26 protein-coding genes and 1 pseudogene are annotated in these 26,042 nt (G+C 68.3%); 9 read left to right on the top strand and 18 right to left on the bottom strand.

Annotated elements, in window-relative coordinates; translation table 11 throughout:
- Positions 1-69: 69 nt before the first annotated feature.
- Genes ACWDUN_RS27935 through infC form a run of 4 tightly spaced genes read right to left on the bottom strand, consistent with a single transcriptional unit; the run spans position 70 to position 2,134 of the window.
- Positions 70-858: a TrmH family RNA methyltransferase gene (locus ACWDUN_RS27935; RefSeq protein WP_449933842.1), complete on the bottom strand. Its 789-nt coding sequence runs from the start codon at positions 856-858 to the stop codon at positions 70-72.
- An 11-nt stretch (positions 859-869) separates the two neighbouring features.
- A complete protein-coding gene (gene rplT, locus ACWDUN_RS27930) occupies positions 870-1,259 on the bottom strand; it encodes a 50S ribosomal protein L20 (protein WP_011560372.1) in 390 nt (129 codons plus the stop codon).
- Positions 1,260-1,307: 48 nt separating this feature from the next.
- Positions 1,308-1,502: a 50S ribosomal protein L35 gene (gene rpmI, locus ACWDUN_RS27925; RefSeq protein ID WP_449933837.1), complete on the bottom strand. Its 195-nt coding sequence runs from the start codon at positions 1,500-1,502 to the stop codon at positions 1,308-1,310.
- Between the two features lie 29 nt (positions 1,503-1,531).
- A complete protein-coding gene (gene infC, locus ACWDUN_RS27920; protein WP_449933900.1) occupies positions 1,532-2,134 on the bottom strand; it encodes a translation initiation factor IF-3 in 603 nt (200 codons plus the stop codon).
- A 286-nt stretch (positions 2,135-2,420) separates the two neighbouring features.
- Between infC and ACWDUN_RS27915 the strand changes: the two genes are divergently transcribed.
- From ACWDUN_RS27915 to ACWDUN_RS27905, 3 genes are all read left to right on the top strand, one after another.
- Complete coding sequence (locus ACWDUN_RS27915) at positions 2,421-2,780, top strand: DUF1844 domain-containing protein (protein WP_449933835.1); 360 nt, start codon at positions 2,421-2,423, stop codon at positions 2,778-2,780.
- Positions 2,781-2,857: 77 nt separating this feature from the next.
- Positions 2,858-6,202, top strand: a complete 3,345-nt coding sequence (gene lysX, locus ACWDUN_RS27910) for a bifunctional lysylphosphatidylglycerol synthetase/lysine--tRNA ligase LysX (RefSeq protein ID WP_449933834.1) — start codon at positions 2,858-2,860, stop codon at positions 6,200-6,202.
- A gap of 53 nt (positions 6,203-6,255) precedes the next feature.
- The gene (locus tag ACWDUN_RS27905; protein ID WP_449933898.1) at positions 6,256-7,593 is read left to right on the top strand and encodes an alpha/beta hydrolase; all 1,338 of its coding nucleotides are present in this window, start codon (positions 6,256-6,258) and stop codon (positions 7,591-7,593) included.
- A gap of 8 nt (positions 7,594-7,601) precedes the next feature.
- Here the strand turns inward: ACWDUN_RS27905 and ACWDUN_RS27900 are convergent, their stop codons facing one another.
- Entirely contained in the window at positions 7,602-8,669 is a 1,068-nt protein-coding gene (locus ACWDUN_RS27900) for a hypothetical protein (RefSeq protein ID WP_449933833.1), read from the bottom strand.
- A complete protein-coding gene (locus ACWDUN_RS27895; protein ID WP_449933831.1) occupies positions 8,666-9,994 on the bottom strand; it encodes a hypothetical protein in 1,329 nt (442 codons plus the stop codon). Before ACWDUN_RS27895 ends, ACWDUN_RS27900 begins: the two co-directional genes overlap by 4 nt.
- A gap of 497 nt (positions 9,995-10,491) precedes the next feature.
- On the opposite strand from ACWDUN_RS27895, the pseudogene ACWDUN_RS27890 reads away from it, so the two are divergent.
- Positions 10,492-10,707, top strand: a pseudogene (locus ACWDUN_RS27890) (hypothetical protein); the annotation flags it as partial.
- On the opposite strand, the gene ACWDUN_RS27885 reads toward ACWDUN_RS27890, so the two are convergent.
- The 3 genes from ACWDUN_RS27885 to ACWDUN_RS27875 all read right to left on the bottom strand — a co-directional run bounded on the left by ACWDUN_RS27885 (position 10,656) and on the right by ACWDUN_RS27875 (position 14,325).
- Positions 10,656-12,071: a CHAT domain-containing protein gene (locus tag ACWDUN_RS27885; RefSeq protein WP_449933829.1), complete on the bottom strand. Its 1,416-nt coding sequence runs from the start codon at positions 12,069-12,071 to the stop codon at positions 10,656-10,658. The pseudogene ACWDUN_RS27890 and the gene ACWDUN_RS27885 overlap by 52 nt on opposite strands.
- Entirely contained in the window at positions 12,062-13,759 is a 1,698-nt protein-coding gene (locus ACWDUN_RS27880) for a hypothetical protein (protein WP_449933828.1), read from the bottom strand. The genes ACWDUN_RS27885 and ACWDUN_RS27880 overlap by 10 nt, the downstream gene beginning before the upstream one ends.
- Before the next feature lie 65 nt (positions 13,760-13,824).
- Positions 13,825-14,325, bottom strand: a complete 501-nt coding sequence (locus tag ACWDUN_RS27875; protein WP_449933826.1) for a lipoprotein LpqH — start codon at positions 14,323-14,325, stop codon at positions 13,825-13,827.
- A gap of 110 nt (positions 14,326-14,435) precedes the next feature.
- Here ACWDUN_RS27875 and ACWDUN_RS27870 point away from each other — a divergent pair, with 110 nt between their 5' ends.
- Complete coding sequence (locus ACWDUN_RS27870; RefSeq protein WP_449933824.1) at positions 14,436-14,729, top strand: hypothetical protein; 294 nt, start codon at positions 14,436-14,438, stop codon at positions 14,727-14,729.
- Positions 14,729-15,886: a winged helix DNA-binding domain-containing protein gene (locus tag ACWDUN_RS27865; protein ID WP_449933822.1), complete on the top strand. Its 1,158-nt coding sequence runs from the start codon at positions 14,729-14,731 to the stop codon at positions 15,884-15,886. The genes ACWDUN_RS27870 and ACWDUN_RS27865 overlap by 1 nt, the downstream gene beginning before the upstream one ends.
- Positions 15,887-16,170: 284 nt before the next feature.
- Here ACWDUN_RS27865 and ACWDUN_RS27860 read toward each other — a convergent pair whose 3' ends face one another.
- Positions 16,171-16,380, bottom strand: coding sequence for a hypothetical protein (locus tag ACWDUN_RS27860; RefSeq protein ID WP_449933821.1), 210 nt, complete (start codon positions 16,378-16,380; stop codon positions 16,171-16,173).
- Between the two features lie 68 nt (positions 16,381-16,448).
- On the opposite strand from ACWDUN_RS27860, the gene ACWDUN_RS27855 reads away from it, so the two are divergent.
- Positions 16,449-17,240 carry a TIGR03620 family F420-dependent LLM class oxidoreductase gene (locus tag ACWDUN_RS27855; protein ID WP_449933819.1) on the top strand — a complete coding sequence of 264 codons (792 nt, stop codon included), beginning with the start codon at positions 16,449-16,451 and terminating at the stop codon, positions 17,238-17,240.
- Here ACWDUN_RS27855 and uvrA read toward each other — a convergent pair.
- Positions 17,230-20,148 carry an excinuclease ABC subunit UvrA gene (gene uvrA, locus ACWDUN_RS27850; protein WP_449933817.1) on the bottom strand — a complete coding sequence of 973 codons (2,919 nt, stop codon included), beginning with the start codon at positions 20,146-20,148 and terminating at the stop codon, positions 17,230-17,232. The two genes, ACWDUN_RS27855 and uvrA, sit on opposite strands and share 11 nt — an antisense overlap.
- Positions 20,149-20,222: 74 nt before the next feature.
- Between uvrA and ACWDUN_RS27845 the strand changes: the two genes are divergently transcribed.
- Both ACWDUN_RS27845 and ACWDUN_RS27840 read left to right on the top strand, forming a co-directional pair.
- Positions 20,223-20,909 (top strand): MBL fold metallo-hydrolase, encoded by a 687-nt coding sequence (locus tag ACWDUN_RS27845; RefSeq protein ID WP_449933815.1) that lies wholly within the window; start codon positions 20,223-20,225, stop codon positions 20,907-20,909.
- Entirely contained in the window at positions 20,888-21,400 is a 513-nt protein-coding gene (locus tag ACWDUN_RS27840) for a DUF427 domain-containing protein (RefSeq protein ID WP_449933813.1), read from the top strand. The genes ACWDUN_RS27845 and ACWDUN_RS27840 overlap by 22 nt, the downstream gene beginning before the upstream one ends.
- A gap of 3 nt (positions 21,401-21,403) precedes the next feature.
- Here the strand turns inward: ACWDUN_RS27840 and ACWDUN_RS27835 are convergent, their stop codons facing one another.
- From ACWDUN_RS27835 to ACWDUN_RS27805, 7 genes are all read right to left on the bottom strand, one after another.
- Complete coding sequence (locus tag ACWDUN_RS27835; RefSeq protein ID WP_449933812.1) at positions 21,404-22,318, bottom strand: LLM class F420-dependent oxidoreductase; 915 nt, start codon at positions 22,316-22,318, stop codon at positions 21,404-21,406.
- The gene (locus tag ACWDUN_RS27830; RefSeq protein WP_449933810.1) at positions 22,315-23,463 is read right to left on the bottom strand and encodes an acyl-CoA dehydrogenase family protein; all 1,149 of its coding nucleotides are present in this window, start codon (positions 23,461-23,463) and stop codon (positions 22,315-22,317) included. Before ACWDUN_RS27830 ends, ACWDUN_RS27835 begins: the two co-directional genes overlap by 4 nt.
- A gap of 112 nt (positions 23,464-23,575) precedes the next feature.
- A complete protein-coding gene (locus ACWDUN_RS27825; RefSeq protein WP_449933809.1) occupies positions 23,576-24,019 on the bottom strand; it encodes a universal stress protein in 444 nt (147 codons plus the stop codon).
- Positions 24,020-24,274: 255 nt separating this feature from the next.
- Positions 24,275-24,484 (bottom strand): CsbD family protein, encoded by a 210-nt coding sequence (locus tag ACWDUN_RS27820; RefSeq protein ID WP_449933807.1) that lies wholly within the window; start codon positions 24,482-24,484, stop codon positions 24,275-24,277.
- Between the two features lie 88 nt (positions 24,485-24,572).
- Positions 24,573-25,130 (bottom strand): hypothetical protein, encoded by a 558-nt coding sequence (locus ACWDUN_RS27815; RefSeq protein WP_449933805.1) that lies wholly within the window; start codon positions 25,128-25,130, stop codon positions 24,573-24,575.
- Complete coding sequence (locus ACWDUN_RS27810) at positions 25,127-25,876, bottom strand: hypothetical protein (RefSeq protein ID WP_449933803.1); 750 nt, start codon at positions 25,874-25,876, stop codon at positions 25,127-25,129. The genes ACWDUN_RS27815 and ACWDUN_RS27810 overlap by 4 nt, the downstream gene beginning before the upstream one ends.
- 1 nt (position 25,877) lies before the next feature.
- A complete protein-coding gene (locus ACWDUN_RS27805) occupies positions 25,878-26,042 on the bottom strand; it encodes a DUF2273 domain-containing protein (protein WP_449933896.1) in 165 nt (54 codons plus the stop codon).

Genomic DNA, 26,042 nt, shown 5'->3' with positions numbered 1-26,042 from the left:
CACCAAATCGACCTTTTCTGGGCAGTTTTGCGTCTGCTCGCGTGAGGAAAGGGGATTCCCGCGCTCGCGCTAGGGGGAAAGCTGCGCGCGGGAGCTCTTGTAGAGGCAGATCGCCGCGGCGGCAGCGACATTGAGGCTCTCCGCGCTGCCCTTCATCGGAATCTGCACGCGCACATCGGCGGCCGCGGCAATGTCGGCAGGCAATCCGTGGGCCTCCGAGCCGAACAGCCAGGCCGTCGGCACGTCCAGCTTCGTGGTGTCCAGCGACGCTTCGCCCTCCAGCGTCGTGGCCATCACCACCAATTCGGCGTCGCCGAGGTCCGAGATGAGCGCCACGGTGTCGGCTGCCTGCACCACCGGGACCGAGAAGATGCTGCCCGCCGAGGATCGCAGGCATTTCGGGTTGTAGGGGTCCACGCTGTTACCGGCCAGGACCAGCGCGTCGGCGCCCATGGCGTCGGCCAGCCGGATCAGTGTCCCGGCGTTGCCCGGATCCGAGGTCTCCACCGCCACGGCCACCAGCTTCGGCCCGGCGGCCAGCACCCGCTCCAGCGATATCTGCGGGGTGGCGCAGACCGCGATCAACCCGACCGGGGTGACCGTGTCGGACAACGCCTTTGCGGCCTTGTCGGTGACCACGTAGGTCGGCGTGTCAGCGAGCAGCGACCCGAAACGCTGCGCGGCGTCTTCGGTGACGAACACCTCGGAAACGAGACCGCGCCGCAACGCTGCCTCGACGAGATTGGGTCCCTCGGCGAGAAAGCGTGCGGCGCGGCGACGTTCGGCGGGTCGCTGCAGCTTGATCGCTGCGGCTACCCGGTCAGCCCGCTCGGTGAGCGGCGTGACGGAGCCACTCATTCAGCGGTGTCTCAGGCGGCTTCGCCCGACGGTGCGTTGACATCCTCGGGCAGGGCCGCCTTGGCGACCTCGACCAGCGCGGTGAACGCGGCGGCATCGCTGACGGCGATCTCGGCCAGGTTCTTGCGGTCCACCTCGACGCCGGCGGCCTTGAGGCCCTGGATCAGGCGGTTGTAGGTGATGTCGTTGGCGCGGGCCGCAGCGTTGATCCGGGAGATCCACAGCTTGCGGAACTCACCCTTGCGGGCGCGACGGTCGCGGTAGGCGTAGGTCAGCGAGTGGAGCTGCTGCTCCTTGGCCTTGCGGTAGAGCCGCGAACGCTGTCCGCGATAGCCCTTGGACGCCTTGAGAACTGTGCGCCGCTTCTTCTGAGCGTTGACTGCGCGCTTCACGCGTGCCATGAGAGTGTTCCTTGTCTTACGGGGTGGAAAGTGGGCGGTGAAGCGGTGTTAACCGTTCAGCATCTTCTTGACGCGCTTGGTGTCGTTGGCGGCCACCACGGTGCGGCCGTCGAGACGACGGGTGCGCTTGCTCGGCTTGTGCTCGAGCAGGTGGCGCTTGTTGGCCTTCTGGCGGACGACCTTGCCGCTTCCGGTGACGCGGAAGCGCTTGGATGCGCCGCTGTGGGTCTTTGCCTTGGGCATGTGTCCTCAGTTCGTGTGGTGTAGCGGTTCTACGTGGTCTCGTTGGGCTCGGCGTTCGCCGCGCCGCCCGACCGGGGTGTCGGAGCGTCGGCATCATGCGCGGCCTTGGCGCGGGTCTTGGCGCCGCGGTGCGGTGCCAGCACCATCGTCATGTTGCGGCCGTCCTGCTTGGCCGAGGTCTCGACGAAACCGTAATCAGCGACGTCGGCGCCGAGGCGCTGCAGCAGTCGGTAACCCAGTTCGGGGCGGGACTGCTCGCGACCGCGGAACATGATGGTGACCTTGACCTTGGACCCGGCTTCCAGGAAGCGGACCACGTGGCCCTTCTTCGTCTGGTAGTCGTGATCGTCGATCTTCGGCCGGAGCTTCTGCTCCTTGACGACGGTCTGCTGCTGGTTCTTGCGAGACTCGCGCTCCTTGAGTGCCGTCTCGTACTTGAACTTGCCGTAGTCCATGATCTTGCACACCGGCGGCTTGGCGTCCGGGGCGACTTCGACAAGGTCGAGATCGGCGTCGACGGCGACGCGGAGAGCATCTTCGATACGGACGATGCCTACCTGCTCGCCGTTCGGTCCGATCAGGCGAACTTCAGGTACGCGGATGCGCTCGTTGATGCGGGTCTCAGTGCTGATGGGGCCTCCTACGTTGTCTGCTCGTGCCACGACCGTATGGAAGGCCGGGCCAGCAGAGAATCCAACGCCATCAGCAGCTCTGTTCTTCCGAACAGAAAGGCCCTGCACACAGCAGGGCCCGATGCCGACCGATCACGGCTTTCGCCGTCTGCGCGATGCGCAGAACAGGACATCCGCAGATGCCTGTGACCGGACCGCTGGACCGGTATGGTCAGCGGTGGGAGCGGGACTCCACTTACTGTCCCTGGCGTTCGCCGGGACGGTCGATCATGCCACTCTATCAGGCATGACCGATGATCAGGAAACCCAGTCCGCCACAGACCCGCAGATCAGAGAGCTCGCGGAGATCCCGGCGGTCGAGGTGATCACCCGTTCGGCCGTCATGCTGATGAGCGCGGCCGCCGAGAAGCTGGGCTTGGGCGCCGAGGATCCCGACGACAGCCCGCACCGCGACCTCGACGAAGCCCGCCGGCTGATCACCGCGCTCGCCGGTCTGGTCACCTCCTCGGCGGAGTTCCTGGGCCTGCACGCGGGTCCGCTGCGGGACGGTCTGAAGAGCCTGCAGCTGGCGTTCCGCGAGGCCAGCGCCGCCCCCGAGGAACCCGGCCACGGGCCCGGCGAGAAATACACCGGCCCGGTCTGGTGAGCCGGGCCGACGCCCGCCGCGCTCGGGAGTCCGCAGAAACACCCATCTGAGCCGGTAAGCGCCTATTCTCGCGGCCTATGACGGCCACCACCACGCAGCCCCCGTCGGCCCACTCTTCCGCTCCCCGCCGCCCGGCCGGATTTGCGTGGGTGCCCACCGCCGCCGGCTGGATCGTGGGGGTCATCGCGACACTGTCGTTGGTCGCGAGCATCTCGCCCTTCGTCCGCTCGGTCATCCGGGTGCCACGCGAATTCGTCAACGACTACATCTTCAACTTCCCCGACACGAGCTTCGCCTGGGCGTTCGTACTGGCGCTACTGGCCGCCGCGTTGGCGGCCCGCAAGAGCATCGCCTGGTGGATCCTGGTGCTGTACATGGTCGCCGCGGTGGCGGTCAACATCGTCGATCTGGTCACCGGCGACGAGACCTCGATGGACGAGTTAGGCGAGGTCATCGGTCTGGTCTTCCATCTGGTCGCGATCGGTTTCCTGATGCTGGCCCGCCACGAGTTCTGGGCGAAGGTGCGCCGCGGCGCGCTCATCAAGGCGATCGCCACGCTGCTGGCCGGGATGGCGGTCGGCATCGGCACCGGCTGGGGGCTGCTGGAGCTGTTCCCCGGCACATTGGAGCGCGACTTCCGGCTGGCATACGCCGCCAACCGGGTGGTGGCCTTCGCCGGCGTCGATGCCGCCGTCTTCGACGGACAGCATCCCGGCGTCCTGGTCAACGCACTGCTCGGGTTGTTCGGTGCGCTGGCGTTGATGGTGGCGGCGATCGTGTTGTTCCGCTCGCAGCGAGCCACCAACGCGCTGACCGGACCGGACGAATCCGCCATCCGCGGGCTGCTGGAGCTGTACGGCAAGAACGATTCGCTGGGCTACTTCGCCACCCGCCGCGACAAGTCGGTGGTGTTCGCCCCGAACGGACGGGCCGCCATCACCTACCGGGTCGAGGTGGGCGTGTGTCTGGCCAGCGGTGACCCCGTGGGTGACCCGAAGGCCTGGCCCGCCGCGATCGGCGCCTGGCTCAAGCTCTGCCAGGCCTACGGATGGGCGCCGGGTGTGATGGGTGCCAGCGCCGCGGCCGCGCAGGCCTTCCGGGAGGCCGGGCTCAACGCGATCGAACTCGGTGACGAGGCGATCCTGCATCCCGACCGGTTCAAACTGTCCGGCCCCGATATGAAGCCGGTGCGCCAGGCCGTCACCCGGGCACGGCGGGCCGGGCTGGCCGTGCACATCCGCAGGCATCGGGAACTGACCTCCGACGCGATGGCCATGGTGATCGCCCGCGCCGACGAGTGGCGCGACACCGAGACCGAGCGCGGCTTCTCGATGGCGCTGGGGCGCCTGGGCGATCCCGCCGACGGCGACTGCCTGTTGGTCGAGGCGGTTGCCGAAGGTACGACCGACGGCTCCGAGGATCAGGTGGTCGCGATGCTCTCGCTGGTGCCGTGGGGCGCAGGCGGGGTGTCGCTGGATGTGATGCGGCGCTCACCGCAGTCCCCCAACGGCACCATCGAACTGATGGTCAGCGAGCTGTGCCTGCAGGCCGAGGATCTGGGGATCAGCCGGATCTCGTTGAATTTCGCGATGTTCCGCTCCGCCTTCGAACAGGGCGCCCAACTCGGCGCGGGTCCGGTGGCCCGGCTGTGGCGCGCGCTGCTGGTGTTCTTCTCGCGGTGGTGGCAACTGGAAACCCTGTACCGCTCGAACATGAAGTACCAGCCGGAGTGGGTGCCGCGGTACGCCTGCTATGAGGAGACCCGCGAGATCCCGCGGGTCGGTGTCGCCTCGGTGATCGCCGAGGGCTTCCTGGTGCTGCCCCTCTCCCGGCGCAAACCGCACACCGGCGAGCATGTCGCCGCCCCGAAGGCCCTGGTCGACAGCGGCCTGCTGCACCGGGACGGCACCGCCCCGGATGTCGCCTCACTCGCCGAGGATCTCCCCGGGGCCGAGGACAACCGGCTGCCCGAACAGGTCCGCGTCCGGATGGCCAAACTGAAGGCGCTGCAGGACAACGGAGTCGACGCCTATCCCGTCGGAGAGGCACCCAGCCATACGGTGGCTCGGGCGCTGGCCGTGACCGCCGCCGACGAGACCGTCACGGTGGCCGGCCGAGTACTACGGCTGCGCGATTACGGCGGGGTGTTGTTCGCCGTGCTGCGGGACTGGTCCGCCGATGTGCAACTGCTGCTCGACGATTCACGCCTGACCCAGGGGCGCAACGCCGATTTCACCGCCGCGATCGACCTCGGCGACCTGATCGAGGTGACCGGCACCATGGGGCACAGCCGCAACGGCACGCGATCGCTGCTGGTCACCCGGTGGCGGTTGATCGGCAAATGCCTGCGGCCGCTGCCCGACAAGTGGAAGGGACTGACCGATCCGGAGGCGCGGGTGCGCACCCGGTATGTCGACCTGGCGATCAACACCGATGCGCGCGATCTGATCACCGCGCGCAGCCGGATCCTGCATGCCATCCGGGAAACGCTGGTGGGCAAGGATTTCCTGGAGGTCGAGACGCCGATCCTGCAACAGATCCACGGCGGGGCCAACGCCCGGCCGTTCGTCACCCACATCAATGCCTACGACCTCGATCTGTACCTGCGCATCGCGCCGGAGCTGTATCTGAAACGGTTGTGCGTCGGCGGAGTGGAGCGGGTGTTCGAGTTGGGCCGGGCGTTCCGCAACGAGGGTGTGGACTTCAGCCACAATCCCGAGTTCACGTTGCTGGAGGCGTATCAGGCCCATGCCGACTACAACGTCTGGATGCACGGCTGCCGCGAGCTGATCCAGAATGCCGCGCAGGCCGCCAACGGCCGTCAGGTCGTGATGCGGCCCGGACCCGACGGCGCCCTGAACGAGGTCGACATCTCCGGGAACTGGCCGGTCAAGACGGTGCACGGCGCGGTGTCCGAGGCGCTGGGGGCGCAGATCGGGCCGGACACCGACCTTGCCACGCTGCGGTCGCTGTGCGACGAAGCCGGGGTGCCGTACCTGACGCACTGGGACGCCGGTGCCGTCGTGCTCGAACTCTACGAACGGCTCGTCGAGGGGCAGACCGAGCATCCGACGTTCTACAAGGACTTCCCGACATCGGTGTCGCCGCTGACCCGCCCGCACCGCAGCATTCCCGGGGTTGCCGAGCGATGGGATCTGGTGGCCTGGGGTGTCGAACTGGGCACGGCCTACAGCGAGCTCACCGATCCGGTGGAGCAGCGCCGCCGCCTGCAGGAACAGTCATTGCTGGCCGCCGGTGGCGATCCCGAGGCGATGGAACTGGATGAGGATTTCCTGCAGGCGCTCGAATACGCGATGCCGCCGACCGGCGGTCTGGGCGTCGGTGTGGATCGGGTGGTCATGTTGATCACCGGTCGCAGCATCCGCGAGACGCTGCCGTTCCCGTTGGCCAAGCCGCGCTAGGTACCTTTCAGCGACCTCTCAGCGAGCGACGCCACGATGTGGGCGTGACGCTGATGTCCGGCTTGTTCACCCACCGTGATTCGCTGACGCACGGCTGGATTCCGTTGACCGCGCAGGTGATCGCCGGCGCGGTCCTGCTGTTGGTGGTGCGCCGGTATCCCTGGCGGATCCTGTTCGCCGCAGCCGTCGCCGGTATCGCGGCGGCAGTGGCCGCGCACGGGTATGTGAACAGTCAGGGACTCGCCGGCGAACCGGCACCGCCATCGCTGTGGGTGTGGGTGGGATTGACCGGTTTCGCCTGCGGCGCAGCGCTGCTGGGTGGTGCCCGCCTCCGGCCAAGACATCGGGGGGTCGCGCTTACCGCGGTGCCGCTGTGTGCCCTGTGCGCGGCGCTCGCATTGAACCTGTGGACCGGGTACTTCCCCACGATGGGCTCGGCATGGGGACAGCTGACCGATGGGCCGCTGCCCGATGAGACCGATATGGCGACCGTGGCCGCTTTCCAGCCCGGGCACGCGTTGCCCCGTCACGGGTCCCTGGTGGAGGTGGACACCGGGGACGCGGGGTCGCATTTCGCGCACCGCCCAGAACTGGTCTACCTGCCGCCGGCGTGGTTCGCATCGGACCCGCCGCCGCGCCTGCCCGCGCTGCTGATGATCGGCGGTGAACTGAACACGCCGCAGGACTGGGTGCGGGCCGGTTCGGCGGTACAGACTGCCGATGCCTTCGCGACCGCGCACCACGGGAACGCCCCCGTACCGGTGTTCGCCGATGTGGCCGGCGCCTTCAGCAACGACACCGAATGCGTCAACGGTGTTCGCGGCAAGGTCGCCGATCATCTCACCAACGACGTTGTGTCCACAGTTATCTCGAACTTCGAAGTGAGCGCTGACCCGGCGCAGTGGGGCGTGGTGGGCTTCTCGATGGGCGGCACCTGCGCGGTCGACCTGACGGTCATGCACCCGGAGCGGTTCTCGGTGTTCGAGGACATCGCCGGTGATCTGGCCCCGAACACCGGCACCCGCGAACAGACCATCGAGCGACTGTTCGGCGGGAACGCCGCCGCCTACGCCGATTTCGACCCGGCCACCGTCATCGCCCGGCATGGGCACTACTTCGGCGTGTCGGGGTGGTTCGCCGTCAACGGTGCCGGCACCTCACCGCCTCCGCCGCAGGCGGGCGCCGCGCAAACACTGTGCGACCTGGGTACCGCGCACGGTATCGACTGTGCGGTGGTCACCCGGGCGGGCAATCACGATTGGCCCTACGCCGGTGCCGCATTCGCCGAGGCGCTGCCGTGGCTGGCCGCCCGGGTGCACACCCCGGATGTGGCGAGCAGTCCCCTGCCGGGCACCCCCACCGGTCCGGCCACCCGGCAGGTGGCGCGGTGAGGACCGGATCAGTAGTCGGACTCGGCGGCCAGCACCTCGGCGAGGAAGGCGTCGTCGGCGCCCTGCAACCGGCGGCGCGCGAAGGACCGGATCAGCTCACGGGCCGCGCGGTCCTCACCGGACCCGGCTCCGACGGCGACCGACGCGGTACGCCAATCATGGTTCCAGGCGGTGGATTCCGAGATCGGCAACGACAAGGTCGCGGTACCGTTCTCGGCCAGCACACCGTCGGCGGCGATATCACCGCTGCGCAACCGCACCGCGATGCCGGCGGCGCTCGCGGTCACCGCGGCGCGAACGACGACCACCACCGACCCGGCAGCATCGGCGCGCACCGACCAGTCGACGGTGTCCTCTGCCGCGTCGAACACCGCGGGCGGCACCGCGCTCCAACTGACCGACGCCGCTCCCCCGGCGATGACCCCGGCGGCCGATACGTCGACGGGCCCGGCGGCCAGCGCGTAATCGTCTCGACGGCGGTCGGCCGGGGCCGACTCGGCAAGCTCCGGGAGCTCAAGCCAGTCGGCGAGTTCCGCGCATGAGCGCACCAATTCGGTGACTCGTGGATCCCCGGTGCCCAGATGCTGCGCGAGCGTGTCCCGGTGCGGGCGGAGCAGCCCGTCGATATCGGAATCCAAGGTGTCCTCGGCGAAGAAGTCCTGCGCCGCCGCGGTCTGCAGGGCGATCTCGGCGTCCAGGACGGCGGCATCCAGTTCGGCGATCGCGTCGCGCACGCTGGCCGGCCACCACCGACGCAACCAATGCCCGAGGGCCAGGCGTCGCAGCGGCGCCAACGCGGCGGTGTCCACGGTGACTCCCGGCAAGTCGACGGTCGCACCCGGTTCGGCGGGTCGCTCGCGCAGCGCCTCGACGAGTGCGACATGCCCGGCCTCGCCGGTGACCCGCCATACCCAGTCGGCGACGGCAAGATCGGTGAAGGTGAGCTGCACCGGTGCCGCCGGGTCGTCGACCGGCCAGGCCAACACCGCCCCGGCGACCTCGAGCACCGCTGCGGCCGGCGGGTCCGCCACCGGCGAACCGGTGGCCCACAGCCCGTCCTGCGCGACCAGCCTCACCGGACCGCCGCCATCTCCAGCATCGCCTTGATGCGTTGGCGGTGATCAAGGCTCACCGATCGCGCCACACCCTCCAGCAGCGCACGCATCTCGTCGACGTCCACGCAGCTTTCCTGCCAGACATCGCGCCCGTGCAGTCGCGCCCAGAGCCGGCTCAGGTACGGGCGGGCGAAGGCCGACAACTCGTCGGTGACCTGCTGCTGGCGCGGATGCAGCGACTCACCCGCCGCCAGATAGCGGCGAGCGTGCAGCACATAGGCCTCCTTGCGCAGCCGCGCCTGGATCTGGGCGGCCAGCCGGTAGGCCGGTGCCGCCGCCTCGTTCAGCGGCGCGAGTTGGACGGCGATCTCGATCCCGGCCAGCAGGGTGGCCTGGATGTCCTCGGCCAGCAGTCCCCATGGGGCGCAGGCCCGGTCGACCTCCTCGGCGCACAGCAGCGGCACATCGGGCAGTTCGTCGCGATCCAGCGCCCGCCGCAGGGTCGCGCGCACCCGGTCGACGACGCTGCGGTTCAACGGCCGGTCGGTGTCGCTGCCGCCACGTACGGGCGGAGCAGGCTGCGGCACCGCCGAACTCAGCCCGATCGCGGTCAGCGACCACGGTAACTCGGCGTCCGGGTGATGGGCACGCGCACCGAGATTGTAGGGCGTCGCGTCGGCCACCAGCGCCGACCAGACCCGTTGCCGGGCAGCCGATTCGCCGTGGCTGTCGGCATCACCGAGCACCGTGGCCAGCCCGGCCAGGAACGGGTCGGTGATGGCCGCTGTCGGCCGTACGTCTGCCCAGCTGCGCTGCAATTGGGCCGACAATGCGGCGATCGTCCGATCGTCGTCGATGAAGCGGTTGAGCACCTCGATGGCATTGCGATCGCGATCGCCGTGGATGCCGCGTAGAACGGTTTCCGCGGTATCGGAATCATTCGGCGCCGGGGTACCTTTGGTGACGGCCAGTTCGAAGCAGACCGGGAAGTACAGTTCCTGGGCGTTGCCCGTGGTCAACCGCAGCTTGCGGCGCCGAGCCTTGAGCACCGCGAACCACGCTGCGGTATCCCGCAGTTGGCTCTGATGGGACAGGATCACCTGACACATCGTCTCGGCGACCTCGGCCGGCACCACCGGCGTCGAGAAGTGCGGGTTGGACCGCAGTCGCAGCACCAGCGGATCGAGGATCCGTTTCACGGTGCGACTGAGCGGGCCGCCGTCGTCGGCGTTGAGCACCTCGACCCCGGGTCCGATCGCCCGCCAGGCACGGTCGATGACGGCCCGCCGCGGCTGCGGGGGCGCAGCGGCGGCGACCCGTGTCGCGGCCTCGGGGGCGGTGCTCACCCGATCAGGATAGGCATGTCGCCGTCGGGCGCCGCAAAAGTTGGGTTCGGTAGCGCGACGCCGGCGCGAATCTGTACGACATGTCCGCCAGCCTGCTGATGCTCCTGTCCCTGACCTGCGCCATCGTCGGTGCAGCAGCCATCGTTGCCGCCGCGCGTGCCCGATGTGACGATCCGGTGCCGCCGGTATCCACCGCCGTCGGAATCGGCACCGTGTCGACGGTGACCGATCGCATCACCGTGGAGGTCCAGAGCGTGTGCGGTCAGAGGTTCACCGGCCGCCTGCTGGGTTCCCCGGATGATCCGATCACCGCCGCGATCAAGCCGGGGGTCGTGCTGCTGGTCGCGTTCGATCCGGATGCCCGCGAGGAGCTTTCGTTGGCCGACGACATGGTGGCGATCCGTGCCGCGTTCGACCAGATGTTGATCGGCAAGGGGCTGGTCACGAATGATCAGCTGAGCCTGATCCGGCACGGGGTCAAGGGCGCCGGGGTGGTGACGGCTGCCCGGCCGACGGGTGCCGCCCGCGAGGATTACCGCGAGGTCGTGCTGGATCTGATGGTCCGCCGGCCCGAGGGCGGACAGTTCCCGGCGCATGAGACGGCTCTGGTCCCGGCAACCTCACTGGCCCGGCTGCGTCCCGGCTCAGTGATCGACGCCTATTACCGGCTTGGCGACGAATCGTCGGTGGCCGTGTGCGTGCCACCGGCCTGACCGGTGGCGAAGCTGACCAGCGCGGCCCAGTAGACAGGATTGGCGCCGCGGTCCCCCGCCCGCCAGTCCGCCAATCGGTCACGCTGCCAGCGGTTCACCGCGCAGGCGGCATGAAAATCGGTGTCGGCCTGGTGCGCGGTGTCGACCGCGGCGATCACCTCGCCCATCGGATCTGAGTGCGCGTCCTCGGCGAAGCGCCGGTAGCCGGCGCTGGTGGGCAGCGACCACAGCGTGGCGGTGACCAGCTGCGCCCCGCCCAGCACCATCGCCGCGACGATCCCGGTGGCCTCGTCGAAGCGATAGTCACCACCGGAAGCGCAGGCCAGCAGGGCAACTCGGGTTGGAATGGTCAGGTCAGCGGCCATCAGATCCGCCGCGGTGAGCGGTCGGTGGTCACCGACGGGGTCGCCGTAGCCGGGCACCGATGCCCGGCACGCCAGATGCAGCGCGGCACGTTCGGCATGGCCCACACCGCCGTCGGGGTCGGCGCGCCGGGCGCTGTCGCCGGCGCTGGCGTGTCCGACGAACATCAGCCGACTCGGCCGGTGCGCCAAAGCCCCGGCCAGCCAGTGCCGGTCGATATCGGTGCGCCGGAACAGTTCGACGGCGGCCTCGACGCGCGGCAGCACCCGCCGGTCTCGCATCAACGCGGCGTAGTGGGTCGCCAGGACGGTGTCCGGCGCGGGTCGGCCGAGCACGGACCCCAGCGGTGAATCCGGACGCTGGCCGGGCACCCGCGGGTCGAGCACCAGCAGCGGATCACCGTCGGGCGTGGGAATGTTGGGCCGTCGGTTGCGGTCGATGTTGACCGGGACGGCCATCAGCACCTCGGTCAGTTCCATCAGCCGGGTGCCCGACGTCAGATCATCGATCTCGCCTGGCGGCCAGGGGATCACCGCCGGCTGCGGACCATCCGGGGTGATGGCTTCCTGGCGGGCCTGCAGCATCGCGGTGACCTCGGGGCGGACCAGTGGTTCGGCCAGCAGCCCCCAGGGGATGCGGCCCAGTCGTGCGCTCGGCGCGATGAACAGGATCGGACGCGCGGAAGCGGATGCCTTGAGCAGTTGCCAGCCCGCGGCTCCGATCAGCAACACGCCCAGCCGGTAGGCCAGTGCGCTTTCGCTGTCGGGGTCGGTGAACGCGCCGCGCGACAGCGCCCGCTGCAGGGCGTCGACGGGGGTCTCGTCACCGCGCGGGTCCGGTAGCGCGCCGGCGATCTCGTCGAGAGCGGCCAGCAGCAATGTCTCTTCGACGACCCAGGTGACGGTGCATTCCGGTGCGCCGATGATGCGCAGGCTGGCGTAGGTCGCGATCCCGACGTCGGCGAACCGCAGCACCAGCCTCGGACGATCGGTCACGGCCATGTCGGCCAGGCCGGCTGGTCGTTGGTGATCTCGCGGCCGTATCGCTGCCGAGCCAGTGCTCGGTATTGCGCGAGAATCGGTTCTGCGCCGGGGTCCATCCGCAGAGGCGGCAGCGGGCCCAGCCGGGTCAGGGACGGTCCGTGGATCACCGAGCCGGCGGCGACGTCGGCGAGTTCGAGTTCGGGTGTCTGCACGTCGCTGTCGATCAGGACCGCCTGCGCCCCGGCCCAGGCAGGCAGGTTCCCGTCGTTCTCTGCCGCCGTGCTGAATGTGCCCCGCGCACTGTGATATTCGATCAGTTCGGCGGTCAGCGCGGTGTTCTCCCATTCCCAGGACACCGCGAAGGCGCCGGCCAACATGGGCGCCGAGACCCTGGCGGCCCATTGCGCGCGGGCATCAGCATCGGCGATGGTGTGGCGCACGGAATCCACGGCGAGTGCGGCGGGCACCTTCAGCAGTGCGGCCTGTTCCAGTTTGCCCATCGCTCGTCTGAACCCGGCGCTGCCCGTTTCGGCGTTGGTGGTGCCGAGCGACGCGGCGTGCTTGGCCTCGACCTCGTCCCAGGTGTCGTCGGGCTCCCCCGATCCGTCGAAGCCCATATCGGCCAGCGCGTCGGCCCGCCACACCGTGCCCAACTGATCGTCGAGCCGCGCGTATTGCAGCCAACTGCTGCGCGGCCATTCGTCCAGCAGGGTCCGGGCCTGCGCGATGAGTTCGACGGCTTCGGCAAATCGGCCGAAGAATATCGGGATCCAACTGCGCTGCAGCAGTATCCGGTGCAGGTAGAGCGGTTTGCCGAGCTCACGCCAATGCCGCTCGGCATGTTCCCAGCACCGGTCCGCCTCTTCGAGTGCCGCCGAGGCCAGCTTGGTGAAACCGAGGTAGAACCAGCATCGCGACACATCGTGGGCGCGCGCATAGCGGGCGATCACCGGGTACGCCTCGGTGATCAGCCGTTCGACCGACGTATGGTCGCCGCAGGACCACTTGGCGATGGCGCGTTCCAACAGCGTTCTGGCGGTGTCGAGTTCCCAGCCGTGTGCCTCGGCGCGGGCGCCCGCTCTGCGCAACCACGGCTCCGCCTCGGCGAGCCGTCCGGTCTGGATACAGAAACCGCCGTATGCGATTCCGGCGAGAACGAGCAACCGGTCGCCGTGGCTGCCGTCCGGCGCGTCGAGGTCCAGATCCTCGAGCACCCGGTCCCACAGCGGCACGGCGCGGTGGTGCAGATCGTCATCGGCCAACCCTGTGGCACAGTGCATCCGCGCACAGTTCACCAGGTAGCGGTGCTCGGCCGACAGATCCGCGGGTCCGGCCGATCCGCACAACGCGGTCAGGAAGACGGCCGCGTCCTCGTGATCACCGCGGGCCGCCGACAGGCCGGTCTGCAGGAAGTCGGCGCGGCGGCCGTACCGGCACATCATGTGTTCGGTGTCGGTAGTGCGCGCCGACAACGCCCGGTAGGCGTCCAGACAGTCTCGGATGCGCCTGATGCACTCGGCCACACCGTCGTACGCGGTACGCACCAGATAGATCTCGCCGAGTTGGGCGAAGACCTCCATCGCCCAGTCATCTCGATCGGCGGCCTCGGTCGCCGGCAGTTGTGCCAGCAGAAGGTCCTTGGCCGCCGATTCGTTCGACGCCCACGACAGCCGACGGGCCTCGTCCAGTGCATCGGTGATCGACACGGCGTCATCATAGGACGCGCGAAGGCGGCGGACGTGTTTCCACGTCCGCCGCCGTCGGTGATCGATCAGCTGCAGTCGACCTTGATCTCGAACTTCTTGGTGATCATCCCGGCCATGGGATTCTTCATGTCGGCGCCGGTGGCCTCACCGGTGATGGTGTAGGTGCTGCCGTCGACCTTGACCTCTGCCGATCCGGTGCTCGCGCCACCCATCGACGCGACTGCGAGCGCGTTGCCGTCGACCACCAGGCCCACCGACTCCACCTTCGGGGTGGCCTCGTCGGTCATCACGACGCCCAGACCCTGCTGACCGCCGATCGCGCCGCTGGCGACGTTGATCTTGTCGCCCGCCTTGACGCAGGTGACGGAGTTGAGGTCCAGACCGGCCAGGTCCTGACCCTCCACCTTGACCTCGGTGTTGCCGCCGGTAGCGACCTCGGCGGTGCCGGCAGCGCTGCCGGTGCTCGACGCCGACGGTTCGGCCGCCTTGTCATCGGAGCACCCGACCAGTACCGCCGCGGTGGCGAGCATCCCGATCCCGGCGGCCAGAACGCGATTCTTCGTCATGTGTAGTCCCCTTCATTCGCCCGTCGCCCCAGTGGCGCCGTCGTGGGAGTAAGTACATCCGCGGCCGACGGCTACCGATCCCAAACTTCGTGCGGGGGTACGGTGGCGCTATGCCCGATGAGCAGCAGTCATCAGCGGATGAGCCGCTCGACGCCGAGATCGTTCCGGCGGCGCCTGTGCCGCCGGTACCGACCGAAGTCGATACCGGTTACACGCCGGCGGGGGTGCCCACCTTCGATTCGGTGCGCGAGAAGATCGAGACGCGGTTCGGCACCGCAATCGGCGCGACGGAGCTTGCCGAGGAGACGCCCGAGGGGCGATCGGTGGCCGAGCAGTTCGACGCCCGCCAACAGGCGGCGGCCGAACGGCTCAAGCAGATCCGCGAGTCCATGAACCGCGACTAGTGCGTACGTTCACCGTCGCCGAACGCCGCGCCCGGCTGGGCCGGAGGCATCATCTGGCCGCACCCGGCACCGACCTCAAGATGGTGACCGCGGACCTGGTGGGACTGCACGCCACCGATCCGACGACGCCGTATCTGTCGTTGTGGGCCCGGGTGCCGGGGTTCGAGCTCGATCACCTGAGTTCGGCGCTGTACACGGATCGCACGCTGGTGCGGCAGGTGGCGATGCGCCGCACGCTGTGGATGGTGCCGGCGTTTCGGTTGCCCGCCGTCCAGGTTGCCGCCAGCGACCGGGTGGCCGATGCCGAGGGACGCAAGCTGATCGCCGACGTCCAGAAGGCCGCGGTGGCGGCCGATGGTTCGGCCTGGCTGGAGACGGCAGGTACCGCAGTGCGCCGGCATCTCGCGGCCAACGGGCCGACCGGCTCGGCCGAGCTGCGGGCGGCCCTACCCGAACTGGCCGGAACCTGGGATCCCGCGCCCGGAAAGCCCTGGGGCGGTGAGACTCCCCTGGCACCGAGGGTGCTGACGGTGCTCGACCTGCGCGGTGACATCATCCGCGGGCGCAACCAGGGCGGCTGGACATCGTCACGGCCGCTGTGGGTGTCGGCCGATGATTGGCTGGGTGACACCGATCCCGCCGAACCCGACGCTGCCGCCACCGAATTGGTGCGCACCTGGCTGCGCGCCTTCGGACCGGCCACGGTGGCCGATATCAAATGGTGGTTCGGCCACACCGTGACCTGGGTGCGTCGCGCACTGGCCGATATCGGCACCGAGGTGGTCGACCTGCATGGGACGCCCGGGGTGGCGCTGGCCGATGACCTGGACACCGAGCCCGAAGCCGAGCCCTGGTGCGCACTGCTGCCCGGACTCGATGTCACGACGATGGGCTGGACCGAGCGGGACTGGTATCTCGACGGCCATCGCGCCCAGGTCTTCGATACCCGCGGCAACGCCGGTCCGACGGCGTGGGTCGATGGCCGGGTGGTCGGCGCGTGGCGGCAGGACGAGGACGGCCGGGTCGAGTTGAAATTGGTCGGCGATGTGAGCCGCGGCGCACGGAAAAGCTTGCAGCGCAAGGCCGACGAGTTGACCGAGTGGCTGAACGGGGTGCGCATCAGACCGCGTTTCCCGTCACCCTTGAGCAAGAGCTGACCCGCCCTCGGTCGAGCCGCGCACCACCAGCGTGGGCGCCAGAAGAGCAGCTGTACCGAACGGCACCCATGAGTTCGCGAGGTTGGTGCATGCTGCACTCGTTGCCCGTAGCGGCCCGCTGCTTCTCGGGTTGTTCGCGATCGGCACCCTCGGGCAGGTCATCGATGAGTTCCAGAGGATCATCGACAGGCACCGGCTGCGCGACGCCCGACCTGGGCGGGACCGTCCTGATCGTCGCGGTCGCATTCTGGCTCGGTGATGTCTACCCGTTCCTCGGCTGAGCCCTACGGATCGTCATCCACATCCTCGTCGCCCCGCTCCAATAGCCCTTCGGGGTGGTGGTAGTGGTTGAGGGTGTCTTGGCCGACGTCCAGTAGTGGTGGTGGGTGCCAGTGGATGCGGCCGTCTTCGCCGATGCTGGTTGCCCATTTGGTGTCGAAGGCGAGGTGGTTGTCGGGTGCGCAGCCCAGGCCGAGGCCAACGCATTGGCGCACAATACTTTCGAGTCGTATCACCCCGCCACGCTTGACCTGAACCGAACTTGCGGTTCTACCCTGACGGCATGGAACTCGGACAGTACGGCTTCGCCGTCGACCCGACCGACCCGGACGCCCAGCAGATCGCCGATCTCGGGTGCGACACCCTGTGGGTCAACGGTGGTCAGATCGATCGACTTGCTGTCCTCACCGATCTGTTGGCCGCGACGGAACGGGTGCATGTCGCTCCCGCCATCATCCCGCCGGATCTGTACCGCCCCGCCGATGTCGTCGACCTGTACCGCCGGGCCGAGGCCGACACCCCGGGCCGGTTGCTGATCGGACTGGGATCGTCACAACAGAAACCGTTGTCAGCGTTGAAGGATTACGTCGATCAGCTCGCCCAAATCCCCCGCGACCGTCGCCTGCTCGCGGCCTTCGGACCACGCAAACTCGATATCGCCCGGGATCGATTCGCCGGTGCGATGCCGGGCATGGTCACCCCGGAGTACACCGCCGCAGCACGAATTCGACTGGGAGCGGAGGCAGCCCTCGCGGTGGGACAGTACGCCGTGCTCGACACCGACCCGGATGCCGCGCGGCGCACCGCCCGCGTGCCCCTGAAGTTCCTGATGACCATGCCCGGCTACATCAACTCCGCACGACGACAAGGGTTCTCGGACTGCGATATCGAAACTCTCGGCGACCGACTCGTCGACGCATTCGTCGCCTGGGGCACCGCCGACGATATCGCCGCCCGCGTCGCCCGCCATCGGGACGCCGGCGCCGACCACGTCTACCTCAGCGTGCTGTCCGACGGTACTCAACCCAGCGGCCTTGACGCCGCAAGGAAACTGGCGTCCGCCGTCAGGCGCTGACCTTGCTGCGACGCCGCCGCGTCTTGGGTGCCGGTGCCTCCTCGACAGGCGCCGGATCGAGCATCTCGACCAGGAACTGCCCGGTGTAGCTGCCTGGTGTCGCCGCGACATCCTCCGGAGTGCCCGCCGCCACGACGGTACCGCCCCCGGCGCCGCCCTCGGGCCCCATGTCGACGATCCAGTCCGAGGTCTTGATGACATCGAGGTTGTGCTCGATGACGATGACGGTATTGCCCTTGTCGACCAGGCCGTTGATGACCTTGAGCAGCTTGCGGATGTCCTCGAAGTGCAATCCGGTGGTCGGCTCGTCCAGGATGTAGACGGTGCGCCCGGTGGAGCGCTTCTGCAGTTCGGCGGCCAACTTCACACGCTGCGCCTCACCGCCGGACAGCGTCGGCGCCGGCTGGCCCAGCCGCACATAACCCAGACCCACGTCGACAAGCGTCTTCAGGTACCGGTGGATGGAGCTGATCGGCTCGAAGAACTCGGTGGCCTCCTCGATCGGCATGTCCAGCACCTCGGAGATGGTCTTGCCCTTGTAGTGCACCTCGAGGGTCTCGCGGTTGTACCGCGCACCGTGGCAGACCTCGCACGGCACGTACACGTCGGGCAGGAAGTTCATCTCGATCTTCAGCGTGCCGTCACCCGAGCAAGCCTCGCAGCGGCCGCCCTTGACGTTGAAGGAGAATCGGCCCGGCTGATAGCCGCGCACCTTGGCCTCGGTGGTCGCGGCGAACAACGTGCGGATCTTGTCGAACACACCGGTGTAGGTAGCCGGGTTGGACCGCGGTGTGCGACCGATCGGCGACTGGTCGACGCGCACCAGCTTGTCGAGTTGATCGATACCGTTGATCCGGGTGTGCCGGCCCGGGACCTGTCGCGCCCCGTTGAGCTTGTTGGCCAGCACCGTCGCCAGGATGTCGTTGACCAATGTCGACTTACCGGATCCGGACACACCGGTGACGGAGGTGAGCACGCCGAGTGGGAACGCGACCTCGACATCCTTCAGATTGTGCTCGCGGGCGCCGACGACGGTGAGCTGGCGTTTGCGGTCCACCGGCCGGCGGATCGCCGGGACCTCGATGCTCTCCTTGCCCGAAAGGTAAGCGCCGGTGAGCGATTCGGGATTACGGAGCAGGTCTTGGTAGGAACCGCTGTGCACGATGCGGCCACCGTGCTCGCCCGCGGCGGGGCCGATGTCGACCACCCAGTCGGCATGGGCGATGGTGTCCAGGTCGTGCTCGACGACGATCAGTGTGTTGCCCAGATTGCGCAACCGCACCAAAGTGTCGATCAGCTTGCGGTTGTCGCGCTGGTGTAGCCCGATGGACGGCTCGTCGAGCACATACAGCACGCCCACCAGACCGGATCCGATCTGGGTGGCCAACCGGATACGTTGCGCCTCGCCACCGGACAGCGTCGCGGCGGCCCGCGACAGCGACAGGTACTCCAACCCCACGTCGAGCAGGAAGCCCAGCCGCGACTGGATCTCCTTGAGCACCTGCCCGGCGATGGCCTGCTCGCGGGCACCCAGGGTGAGGGCGTTGAGGAAGTCCGCACAGTCGGCGATCGACAGTTCGGCGACCTCGGCGATCGACTTCGCGCCGAACTCGCCGGCCGCCAGGGTGACGGCCAGGATCTCAGGCTTGAGCCGCGTGCCGGAGCATTCCGGGCACGGGATGTCGCGCATGAAGCCCTCGTACCGCTCCTTCATCTGCTCGGAATCGGTCTGCTCCATGCGGCGCTGCAGGAAGGCGAGCACACCCTCGAAATCGGCATAATAGGACCGGGTACGCCCGTACCGATTCTTGTAGCGGACGTGCACCTGATGATCGGAACCCTCGAGGATGGCTTTGCGCGCCTTGGCGGGCAGCTTCTTCCATGGGGTGTTGACGTCGAACCCCATCTCGTCGCCCAGCCCGGACATCATTCGGGTGAAGTACTCCGAGGTGTGCCCCATGGACCAGGGGGCCACCGCCCCTTCGGCCAGTGTCAGCTCCGGATCCGGCACCACCAGATCCGGATCGACCTCCTTCTTGATGCCCAGGCCGGTGCACTCCGGGCAGGCGCCATACGGCGAGTTGAACGAGAACGACCGTGGTTCCAGATCGTCGACCGCCAGTGGGTGGCCGTTGGGACAGGCCAGCTTCTCGGAGAACCGCTGCTCGCGGTGCGGATCGGTCTCGGCGCGGTCGACGAAGTCGAGCACCACGATGCCGTCGGCCAGACCGAGCGCGGTCTCGACCGAGTCGGTGAGCCGCTGCTTGGAGGACGCCTTGACCGTCAGGCGGTCCACGACCACCTCGATATCGTGCTTCTCCTGCTTCTTGAGCTTGGGCGGGTCGGTCAGCGGATAGACCACACCGTCGACGCGCACCCGGCTGTACCCCTGGGTGTTGAGCTTGTCGAACAGGTCCACGAACTCGCCCTTGCGGGTGCGCACCACCGGCGCCAGCACCTGGAACTTGGCGCCCTCCTCCATCGCCAGCACCTGGTCGACGATCTGCTGGGGCGTCTGGCGGGCGATGCGCTCCCCACAGACGGGGCAGTGCGGGGTCCCGGCGCGCGCGTAGAGCAGACGCAGGTAGTCGTACACCTCGGTGATGGTGCCGACCGTCGAGCGCGGGTTGCGGTTGGTGGACTTCTGGTCGATCGACACCGCCGGTGACAGACCCTCGATGAAGTCGACGTCGGGCTTGTCCATCTGCCCGAGGAACTGCCGGGCATAGGCCGACAGCGACTCGACATAGCGGCGCTGGCCCTCGGCGAAGATGGTGTCGAAGGCCAGCGAGGACTTCCCCGAGCCGGACAGCCCGGTGAAGACGATCAGGGCGTCGCGCGGCAGATCAAGATCGACTCCGCGCAGGTTGTGCTCGCGCGCGCCCTTGACGATCAGACGGTCAGACAACGGGTTTTCCTCCCAAGACAGAATTCATCGCCCATGCTAAGTGCCCCCACCGACAAGCCCGCTAGCGTGTGAGTGTGACCAGCCCACACACCCCGTTCACCGAGACCTACACCGGCCATGTCGACCCTGGTTGCGCGGCGCGGCGGACACTGCCCGCCGCGACCATCGTGAAGGCCTCGGTCGGCCCGATGGACAACAACGCCTACCTCGTCACGTGTTCCGCGAGCGGGAAGACGCTGCTCATCGACGCCGCCAATGATGCCGACCGACTGATCGGGCTGATCAGGGAGCACACCCCGGGTGTGGACCTGATCGTCACCAGTCACCAGCACTTCGACCACTGGCAGGCGCTGGAGTCTGTGGCGGCCGCCACCGGCGCACCCACCGCCGCACACGCGCTCGATGCCGAGCCGCTGCCGGTCACCCCGGATCGCATCCTCGCCGACGGCGACACCGTCACGGTCGGGAAACTCACCTTCGATGTGATCCACCTCCAAGGTCACACCGAGGGTTCGGTCGCACTGGCGCTCAAGGACGCCGATGGTGAAGTCACCCACCTGTTCACCGGGGACTGCCTGTTCCCCGGCGGGGTCGGCAAGACCTGGAAGGACGGCGACTTCGAGCGGTTGCTCGGCGATGTGTCGGACAAGCTGTTCGACGTATACCCGGATTCCACCGTGGTCTATCCGGGCCACGGTGATGACACGACGCTGGGTGCCGAACGCCCGCACCTGGCCGAATGGAAGCAGCGCGGCTGGTGAGACCGGAACCCGACAAGCCCGGTCCCGGCCAGGAGTCGGTGTGGGATTATCCCCGGCCACCCCGGCTGGAGGAGTTCCGCGGGTCGATCACCATCGACCTCGGCGGGCAGCGGATCGCGACCACGGACCGCGGCTGGCGCGTCCTGGAGACGAGCCATCCGCCGACCTACTATCTGCCGCAGCAGGCGTTCACCGCCGGGGCGCTGCGACCCGCGGCGGGATCGTCATGGTGTGAGTGGAAGGGTGCGGCCGGCTACTTCGATCTGGTGTCGGGCGACACCGTGGCGCCGCGCGCCGCGTGGACCTATCCGGCACCAACGCGTGGTTTCGAACCGATCGCCGACGCCGTCGCCGTGATGGCCGCCGCGGTCGATCGGTGCACCGTCAACGGTGAGACCGTCACACCGCAGCCCGGTAATTTCTACGGTGGCTGGATCACCAGCTGGGTGACGGGACCCTTCAAGGGCGTCCAGGGCTCGATGGGCTGGTAGCGCTCAGACCTTGCTGATCACCTGGTCGCCGAATCGGGTGATCACCTCGGTCGTGTGTTCCAGGCTGTCGCCGGGAACCTGCACCTGGATCCAGCTGACGCCGATATCGGCCAGCTTCCCCACCCCGTCGAGATATGCCGTCGCGTCGAAATCCGGCGCGCCCGGCACACCGCCGACCGCGTTGCTGAAGGTGATGTCCACCGCGGCCGGATCACGGCCCGCGGCGTGCAACCGGCGATGCAGATCGGCGATACCGGCCCGCAACGTCTCCAGCGAGTCCATCGGGTCGGTCCGCGCGGTCTGGGCGAGCACACCGGCGGCCGGGAACGGACACCAGCCGTCACCGTGTTCGGCGACGCGGCGGCGGGCAGCCGCGGTATTCCCGCCGATCCAGATCGGCGGCGGCACCGACGGTCTGGGATGCGCGGTGATACCGACGGCTTCGAAGTGGCTGCCCTCGACGCTGACGTCATCACCGGACCACACGGCGCGGATGGTCTTCAGCGCCTCCTCGACCAGCGCACCCCGCTGCTCGAAATCGACGCCGAGGGCCGCGAATTCGCGTTTGAGGTAGCCCACACCGACGGCCAGGGTGAACCGTCCGCGCGACAGCAGGTCCAGCGTCGCACCGGCCTTGGCGACGACGAACGGATTGCGGTAGGGCAGCACGACGACATTCGGTATGAGGCGAAGTGTGCTGGTGTGCGCCGCTGCGAAACCCATCGCCACGAACGGATCCAGGGCATCATGCCCGCCGGCATCCAACCACTTCTGGGTCGGCGCCGGATGATCTGTGAATCCGAAACCCCCGAACCCGGCGGCCTCGGCCACGGCCGCCACCGCCGCCACCCCGACACCACTGGCGAGTTCCGGATTGTAGGGGTGGCTGTGCATCGGATAGGTGAACGCGAACTTCATCGAGTTTCCTTCGCAGAGGCGTAGATCGGCCGTGGCAGGCCGAGTGCGTGCTGGGCGATCATGTTGCGGAACACCTCCAGCGTTCCGCCGTAGATCCCGGTCGGCCCCGCCAGCCGGAAGATGTACTCGGGGGCACCGTCGGCCGCGGCGCCGGGACTGTCCACCGGCAGCGCACCCGCCGAACCGAGGATGTCCATCAGATCCGGGGCGATATCGCGCATGGTCTGCGCGATGGCGATGCGACCGAACATGTCCGGTGCACTCATGGCCGCTTCCAGGCGTGCCACGGCTCGACCGAGCCGGTGATCCGGTTCGGCGACGGCCGCCACGCTGTCGACGGCTTCTGCGGTCAGCAGGATGTGCTCGGTCATGGTGGCGATCTTCTGCAGACCACCGGAGTCGCGTTCGAACGTGCCGTGTTCGGCATTGAGCGCCTCGCGCAGCACGGTCCACCCGCCGTTCACCTCGCCGATGCGGTGGTCGTCGGCGACGCGCACATCGCTGTAGAAGGTGATGTTCGTGCGGTCACCGTCGACGGTACGGATCGGCTGGACATCGACACCGTCGGCGTCCATCGGGACCAGGAACATGGTCAGGCTCTGGTGTTTGGGCGCCGCCGGATCGGTATTGGTGATCAGGAAGACGTACTGGGCGTTGTGAGCGTTGGAGGTGAACATCTTGGAGCCATTGATGATCCAGTCCGCACCGTCGCGCGTCGCCCTGGTCTTGCACGTCGCCACGTCCGAACCGCCACCTGGCTCGGTATAGCCCAGACAGAGCCTGAGATGCCCGCTGAGCACACCGGGCAGGATCCGCGCCACCAGGTCGGGTGCACCGAAAGCCTCCACCGACTTGGCGACCATGGCCGTTGTGCCCCAATGGAACCACGGGGTGCGCGCCCGGCCGATCTCCAGTTCCCAGATCCGCCTGCGCACGGCGGTGAATCCGCCATCGGCCTCCGATCGGTAGTCGGCGGCCAGGTAGCCGGCCGCACCGAGCGCCAAATGCACTGACTCGTCGAAATTTTCGCCGGACTCCCGATCACGGCGGATCACCTCGTCGGTGACGATGCCAGCCAGGAAGGCGCGCAGTTCATCGCGGAACACCAGGTCGTCGTCCGACAGTTCGACGCGCGCGAAGTCCATCCGGTTACCGTGACACTTGCGAAACTATTTGTAAAGCCGTCGGCGCACGGAACACCGAGGCCCGGCGCCACCTGCGGGTGACGCCGGGCCTCGGCGCTTCAGTTCTGTCGATTCAGGACGTGTGCACGATCAGCACATCGACCTTGGACCGACGGGCCACGTTGGCGGGCACCGATCCGAGCAGGCGGCCGGCGATGGTGCTCAGACCGACGTTGCCGACCACCAGCAGGTCGGCCTTCACCTCTTCGGCGAGATCGACGAGCGCATCGACGGGAGCGCCGACGACGGCCTTCTCGACGACCTCGGTGGCACCGGCGGCCTTCGCGCGGTCGGTGGCCTCACGCAGGATGGCGTAGATCGGAGCGTTGCCGGTGGTCTTGTAGCCCTCGTCCTTGAGGACATCGGCGGCGTGGTGATCTTCGTGCTGCGGGAAGTAAGCGGTCGCCACGACCACCTTGGCCCCCGATCCGGCGGCGATTTCTCCCGCGCGGTCCACCGCACGCAATGACGAATCCGATCCGTCCGTGCCGACCACCACGGTCCGATAGGCGCTCATCCATGCCCTCCCAGTGTCGATTGCCAAGCCAACCGAGACCCTAACCCGTCGCTCGTCGGCCGTGGGCTCGAATCACCAACACCCGCGCGTCGGGCGAGGTCTCGTCGGCGCTGCTCGGAAGCCGATGTTAGTCCCACATCGGGCGCGCCAGGCACTCCGGTGACGAACATGACGCTTCCGATTCCGGTGTTTGCCATCCCGCGGCCGAACACACACGGTGAGCCAGCTCAATCCGGCATCCCCTGGCGATCACCATCACTTACCGGTCAGCTTGTCCTTGACGGCATCGACCCCATCCTTGACCTTGTCGGCCGCGTCGGCGACGGTGTCCTTGACCGCAGCGATCGCCTGGTTCACCCTGCCCTCGTTCGCCAGATCCGAGTCGCCCGTGGCCGATCCGACGGTCTCCTTGGCCTGACCCTTCAAGTCCTCGGCCTTGTTCTTGGCGTCGTCGGCAATACCCATCTCTTACTTCCTTTCGTCGAGGAGGCCGCACGCGCGGCTCCGATCGGGGCCCAGCGCAGTCCCCTCGACTGCGCTGGGCGGCTCTTCATCAGGTGAGCCCGCGCCGCGTCCTCGCGGCGGGCATCGGCTTCACCAGCAACTGGAACTCGACGTCGGCGTCGGCGGCCCGGCGGACGTCGTCGGCGCATCGTCGTGCGAGGCTGCGGATCTCGGTCCGGGGCGTGGAGGCCGGGATCTCTGCGGTGATCCGTACGACGGCCCGGCCGGCGACGGTCCGCGTCGACGCCTTCGCCGACCCGACGGACGGGTGCTTGCCGAGGTCCGTTGCCGCCGCGTCGGCCAACCGGGTCAGATCGACGGCACCGACGTGTGCGGTCGACACCGCGTGCACCGATCGGGGGCGCAGGTGTAACAGGACCAGCCACGCCCCCACCACGAGCGCGGTGATACCGCCGGCTCCCAGTGCCGCAGACCACCACGGCCAATCGGGCGCAGCGGCAATCGCTTGAGCGTCGATGCGCGCTGCCGCGTCCCGGGCGAATGGGGCGTCGAGGCCGTAGCCGATCAACCATGCCGCGCCGGCGAGCAGCAGCACGGCGAGCACCGCGGTCAACACGCGGTCGGTTGCGCGCAACGCGGACGTCATCGCGGTTCTCCTGGAGTCTCGTTCGCGTGTTCGGCCCAAAGGTTTTCCGAACCGCGTGGCACCCAGACGTGGTCACCGACGGACACGTGGGTGTGCCGTCGGGGTTTCACGGCGATCACCAGCAGCACCGATCCGATGACGGCGGCCGCCACCGCCGCGGGCCAGGTCCACCATTGCCATTGAGCGTCGGCGACCGCGGTCAATGCCGGGGCGACCCACGGATCGTCCGGCAGCAAAGCCTCACGGATCGCCACCGCGCCGACTGTGATGAGGACGAGCGCGGTGAGCACACCTGCGAAGGTGGCCCCCGCGGCGCGCTTCGGAGCGAACCGGCGGTGTGGCACACCGGCATCGTCGGGTTGATCCCCGGCGGCGTAGGCGTCGGCAACCTGCGCCGGCGCCCGGTCGGACTCAACCCTGGCGATCACCACGTCGACCCGATCGGGCTGTTCACCGAGACTGACCGCGAGTTCGCGGACCACCGCAGAGCGCGCCGCCGCGAGGACCGCGGCACTGTCCACCGGCCAGGACGCGGCGATCTGCACGTCCACGGCGCCCCGGCAACCGGACACGGCGACCGCGGGCAGGGTGCGACCGGGGATGATCGTCCGCCGGGCCACCACCCCGGGCGTCGACAGCACCGCACGCTCGATCAGACGCGCACGCACCCGATCGTCGATGATGGTGCTACCGCGCGTTGCGACCGCTGCCGCCGGTGCTACCGGTGCGACCACGTCGGGTGTCATGTCAGCTCCCGGACCGGCGCCCGAGGGCGGTCAGATCGATAGAGCCGTCCAGGTGCGCACCGACGGCGGCGCCGGCGGCGCCGAGCACGAGTGCCAGCAGGAAGCCGATCAGACCTCCGGTGACTGCTGCTATCGCGAGCAGTAGGCCGGCGAAAAGGCCTGGCAT

Source organism: Mycobacterium sp. NPDC003323, assembly GCF_053589535.1.
The sequence above is the reverse complement of the archived record's forward strand: the minus strand, read 5'-3'. Positions and strand labels throughout refer to the sequence as shown.

Bases quoted from the DNA above. Each gene is read 5' to 3' on its own strand.
- ACWDUN_RS27935 (WP_449933842.1), bottom strand. From the start codon at position 858: ATGAGTGGCTCCGTCACGCCGCTCACCGAGCGGGCTGACCGGGTAGCC.
- rplT (WP_011560372.1), bottom strand. From the start codon at position 1,259: ATGGCACGCGTGAAGCGCGCAGTCAACGCTCAGAAGAAGCGGCGCACA.
- rpmI (WP_449933837.1), bottom strand. From the start codon at position 1,502: ATGCCCAAGGCAAAGACCCACAGCGGCGCATCCAAGCGCTTCCGCGTC.
- ACWDUN_RS27915 (WP_449933835.1), top strand. From the start codon at position 2,421: ATGACCGATGATCAGGAAACCCAGTCCGCCACAGACCCGCAGATCAGA.
- lysX (WP_449933834.1), top strand. From the start codon at position 2,858: ATGACGGCCACCACCACGCAGCCCCCGTCGGCCCACTCTTCCGCTCCC.
- ACWDUN_RS27905 (WP_449933898.1), top strand. From the start codon at position 6,256: ATGTCCGGCTTGTTCACCCACCGTGATTCGCTGACGCACGGCTGGATT.
- ACWDUN_RS27885 (WP_449933829.1), bottom strand. From the start codon at position 12,071: ATGGCCGTGACCGATCGTCCGAGGCTGGTGCTGCGGTTCGCCGACGTC.
- ACWDUN_RS27875 (WP_449933826.1), bottom strand. From the start codon at position 14,325: ATGACGAAGAATCGCGTTCTGGCCGCCGGGATCGGGATGCTCGCCACC.
- ACWDUN_RS27870 (WP_449933824.1), top strand. From the start codon at position 14,436: ATGCCCGATGAGCAGCAGTCATCAGCGGATGAGCCGCTCGACGCCGAG.
- ACWDUN_RS27855 (WP_449933819.1), top strand. From the start codon at position 16,449: ATGGAACTCGGACAGTACGGCTTCGCCGTCGACCCGACCGACCCGGAC.
- ACWDUN_RS27840 (WP_449933813.1), top strand. From the start codon at position 20,888: ATGGAAGCAGCGCGGCTGGTGAGACCGGAACCCGACAAGCCCGGTCCC.
- ACWDUN_RS27835 (WP_449933812.1), bottom strand. From the start codon at position 22,318: ATGAAGTTCGCGTTCACCTATCCGATGCACAGCCACCCCTACAATCCG.
- ACWDUN_RS27830 (WP_449933810.1), bottom strand. From the start codon at position 23,463: ATGGACTTCGCGCGCGTCGAACTGTCGGACGACGACCTGGTGTTCCGC.
- ACWDUN_RS27825 (WP_449933809.1), bottom strand. From the start codon at position 24,019: ATGAGCGCCTATCGGACCGTGGTGGTCGGCACGGACGGATCGGATTCG.
- ACWDUN_RS27820 (WP_449933807.1), bottom strand. From the start codon at position 24,484: ATGGGTATTGCCGACGACGCCAAGAACAAGGCCGAGGACTTGAAGGGT.
- ACWDUN_RS27815 (WP_449933805.1), bottom strand. From the start codon at position 25,130: ATGACGTCCGCGTTGCGCGCAACCGACCGCGTGTTGACCGCGGTGCTC.
- ACWDUN_RS27810 (WP_449933803.1), bottom strand. From the start codon at position 25,876: ATGACACCCGACGTGGTCGCACCGGTAGCACCGGCGGCAGCGGTCGCA.
- ACWDUN_RS27805 (WP_449933896.1), bottom strand. From the start codon at position 26,042: ATGCCAGGCCTTTTCGCCGGCCTACTGCTCGCGATAGCAGCAGTCACC.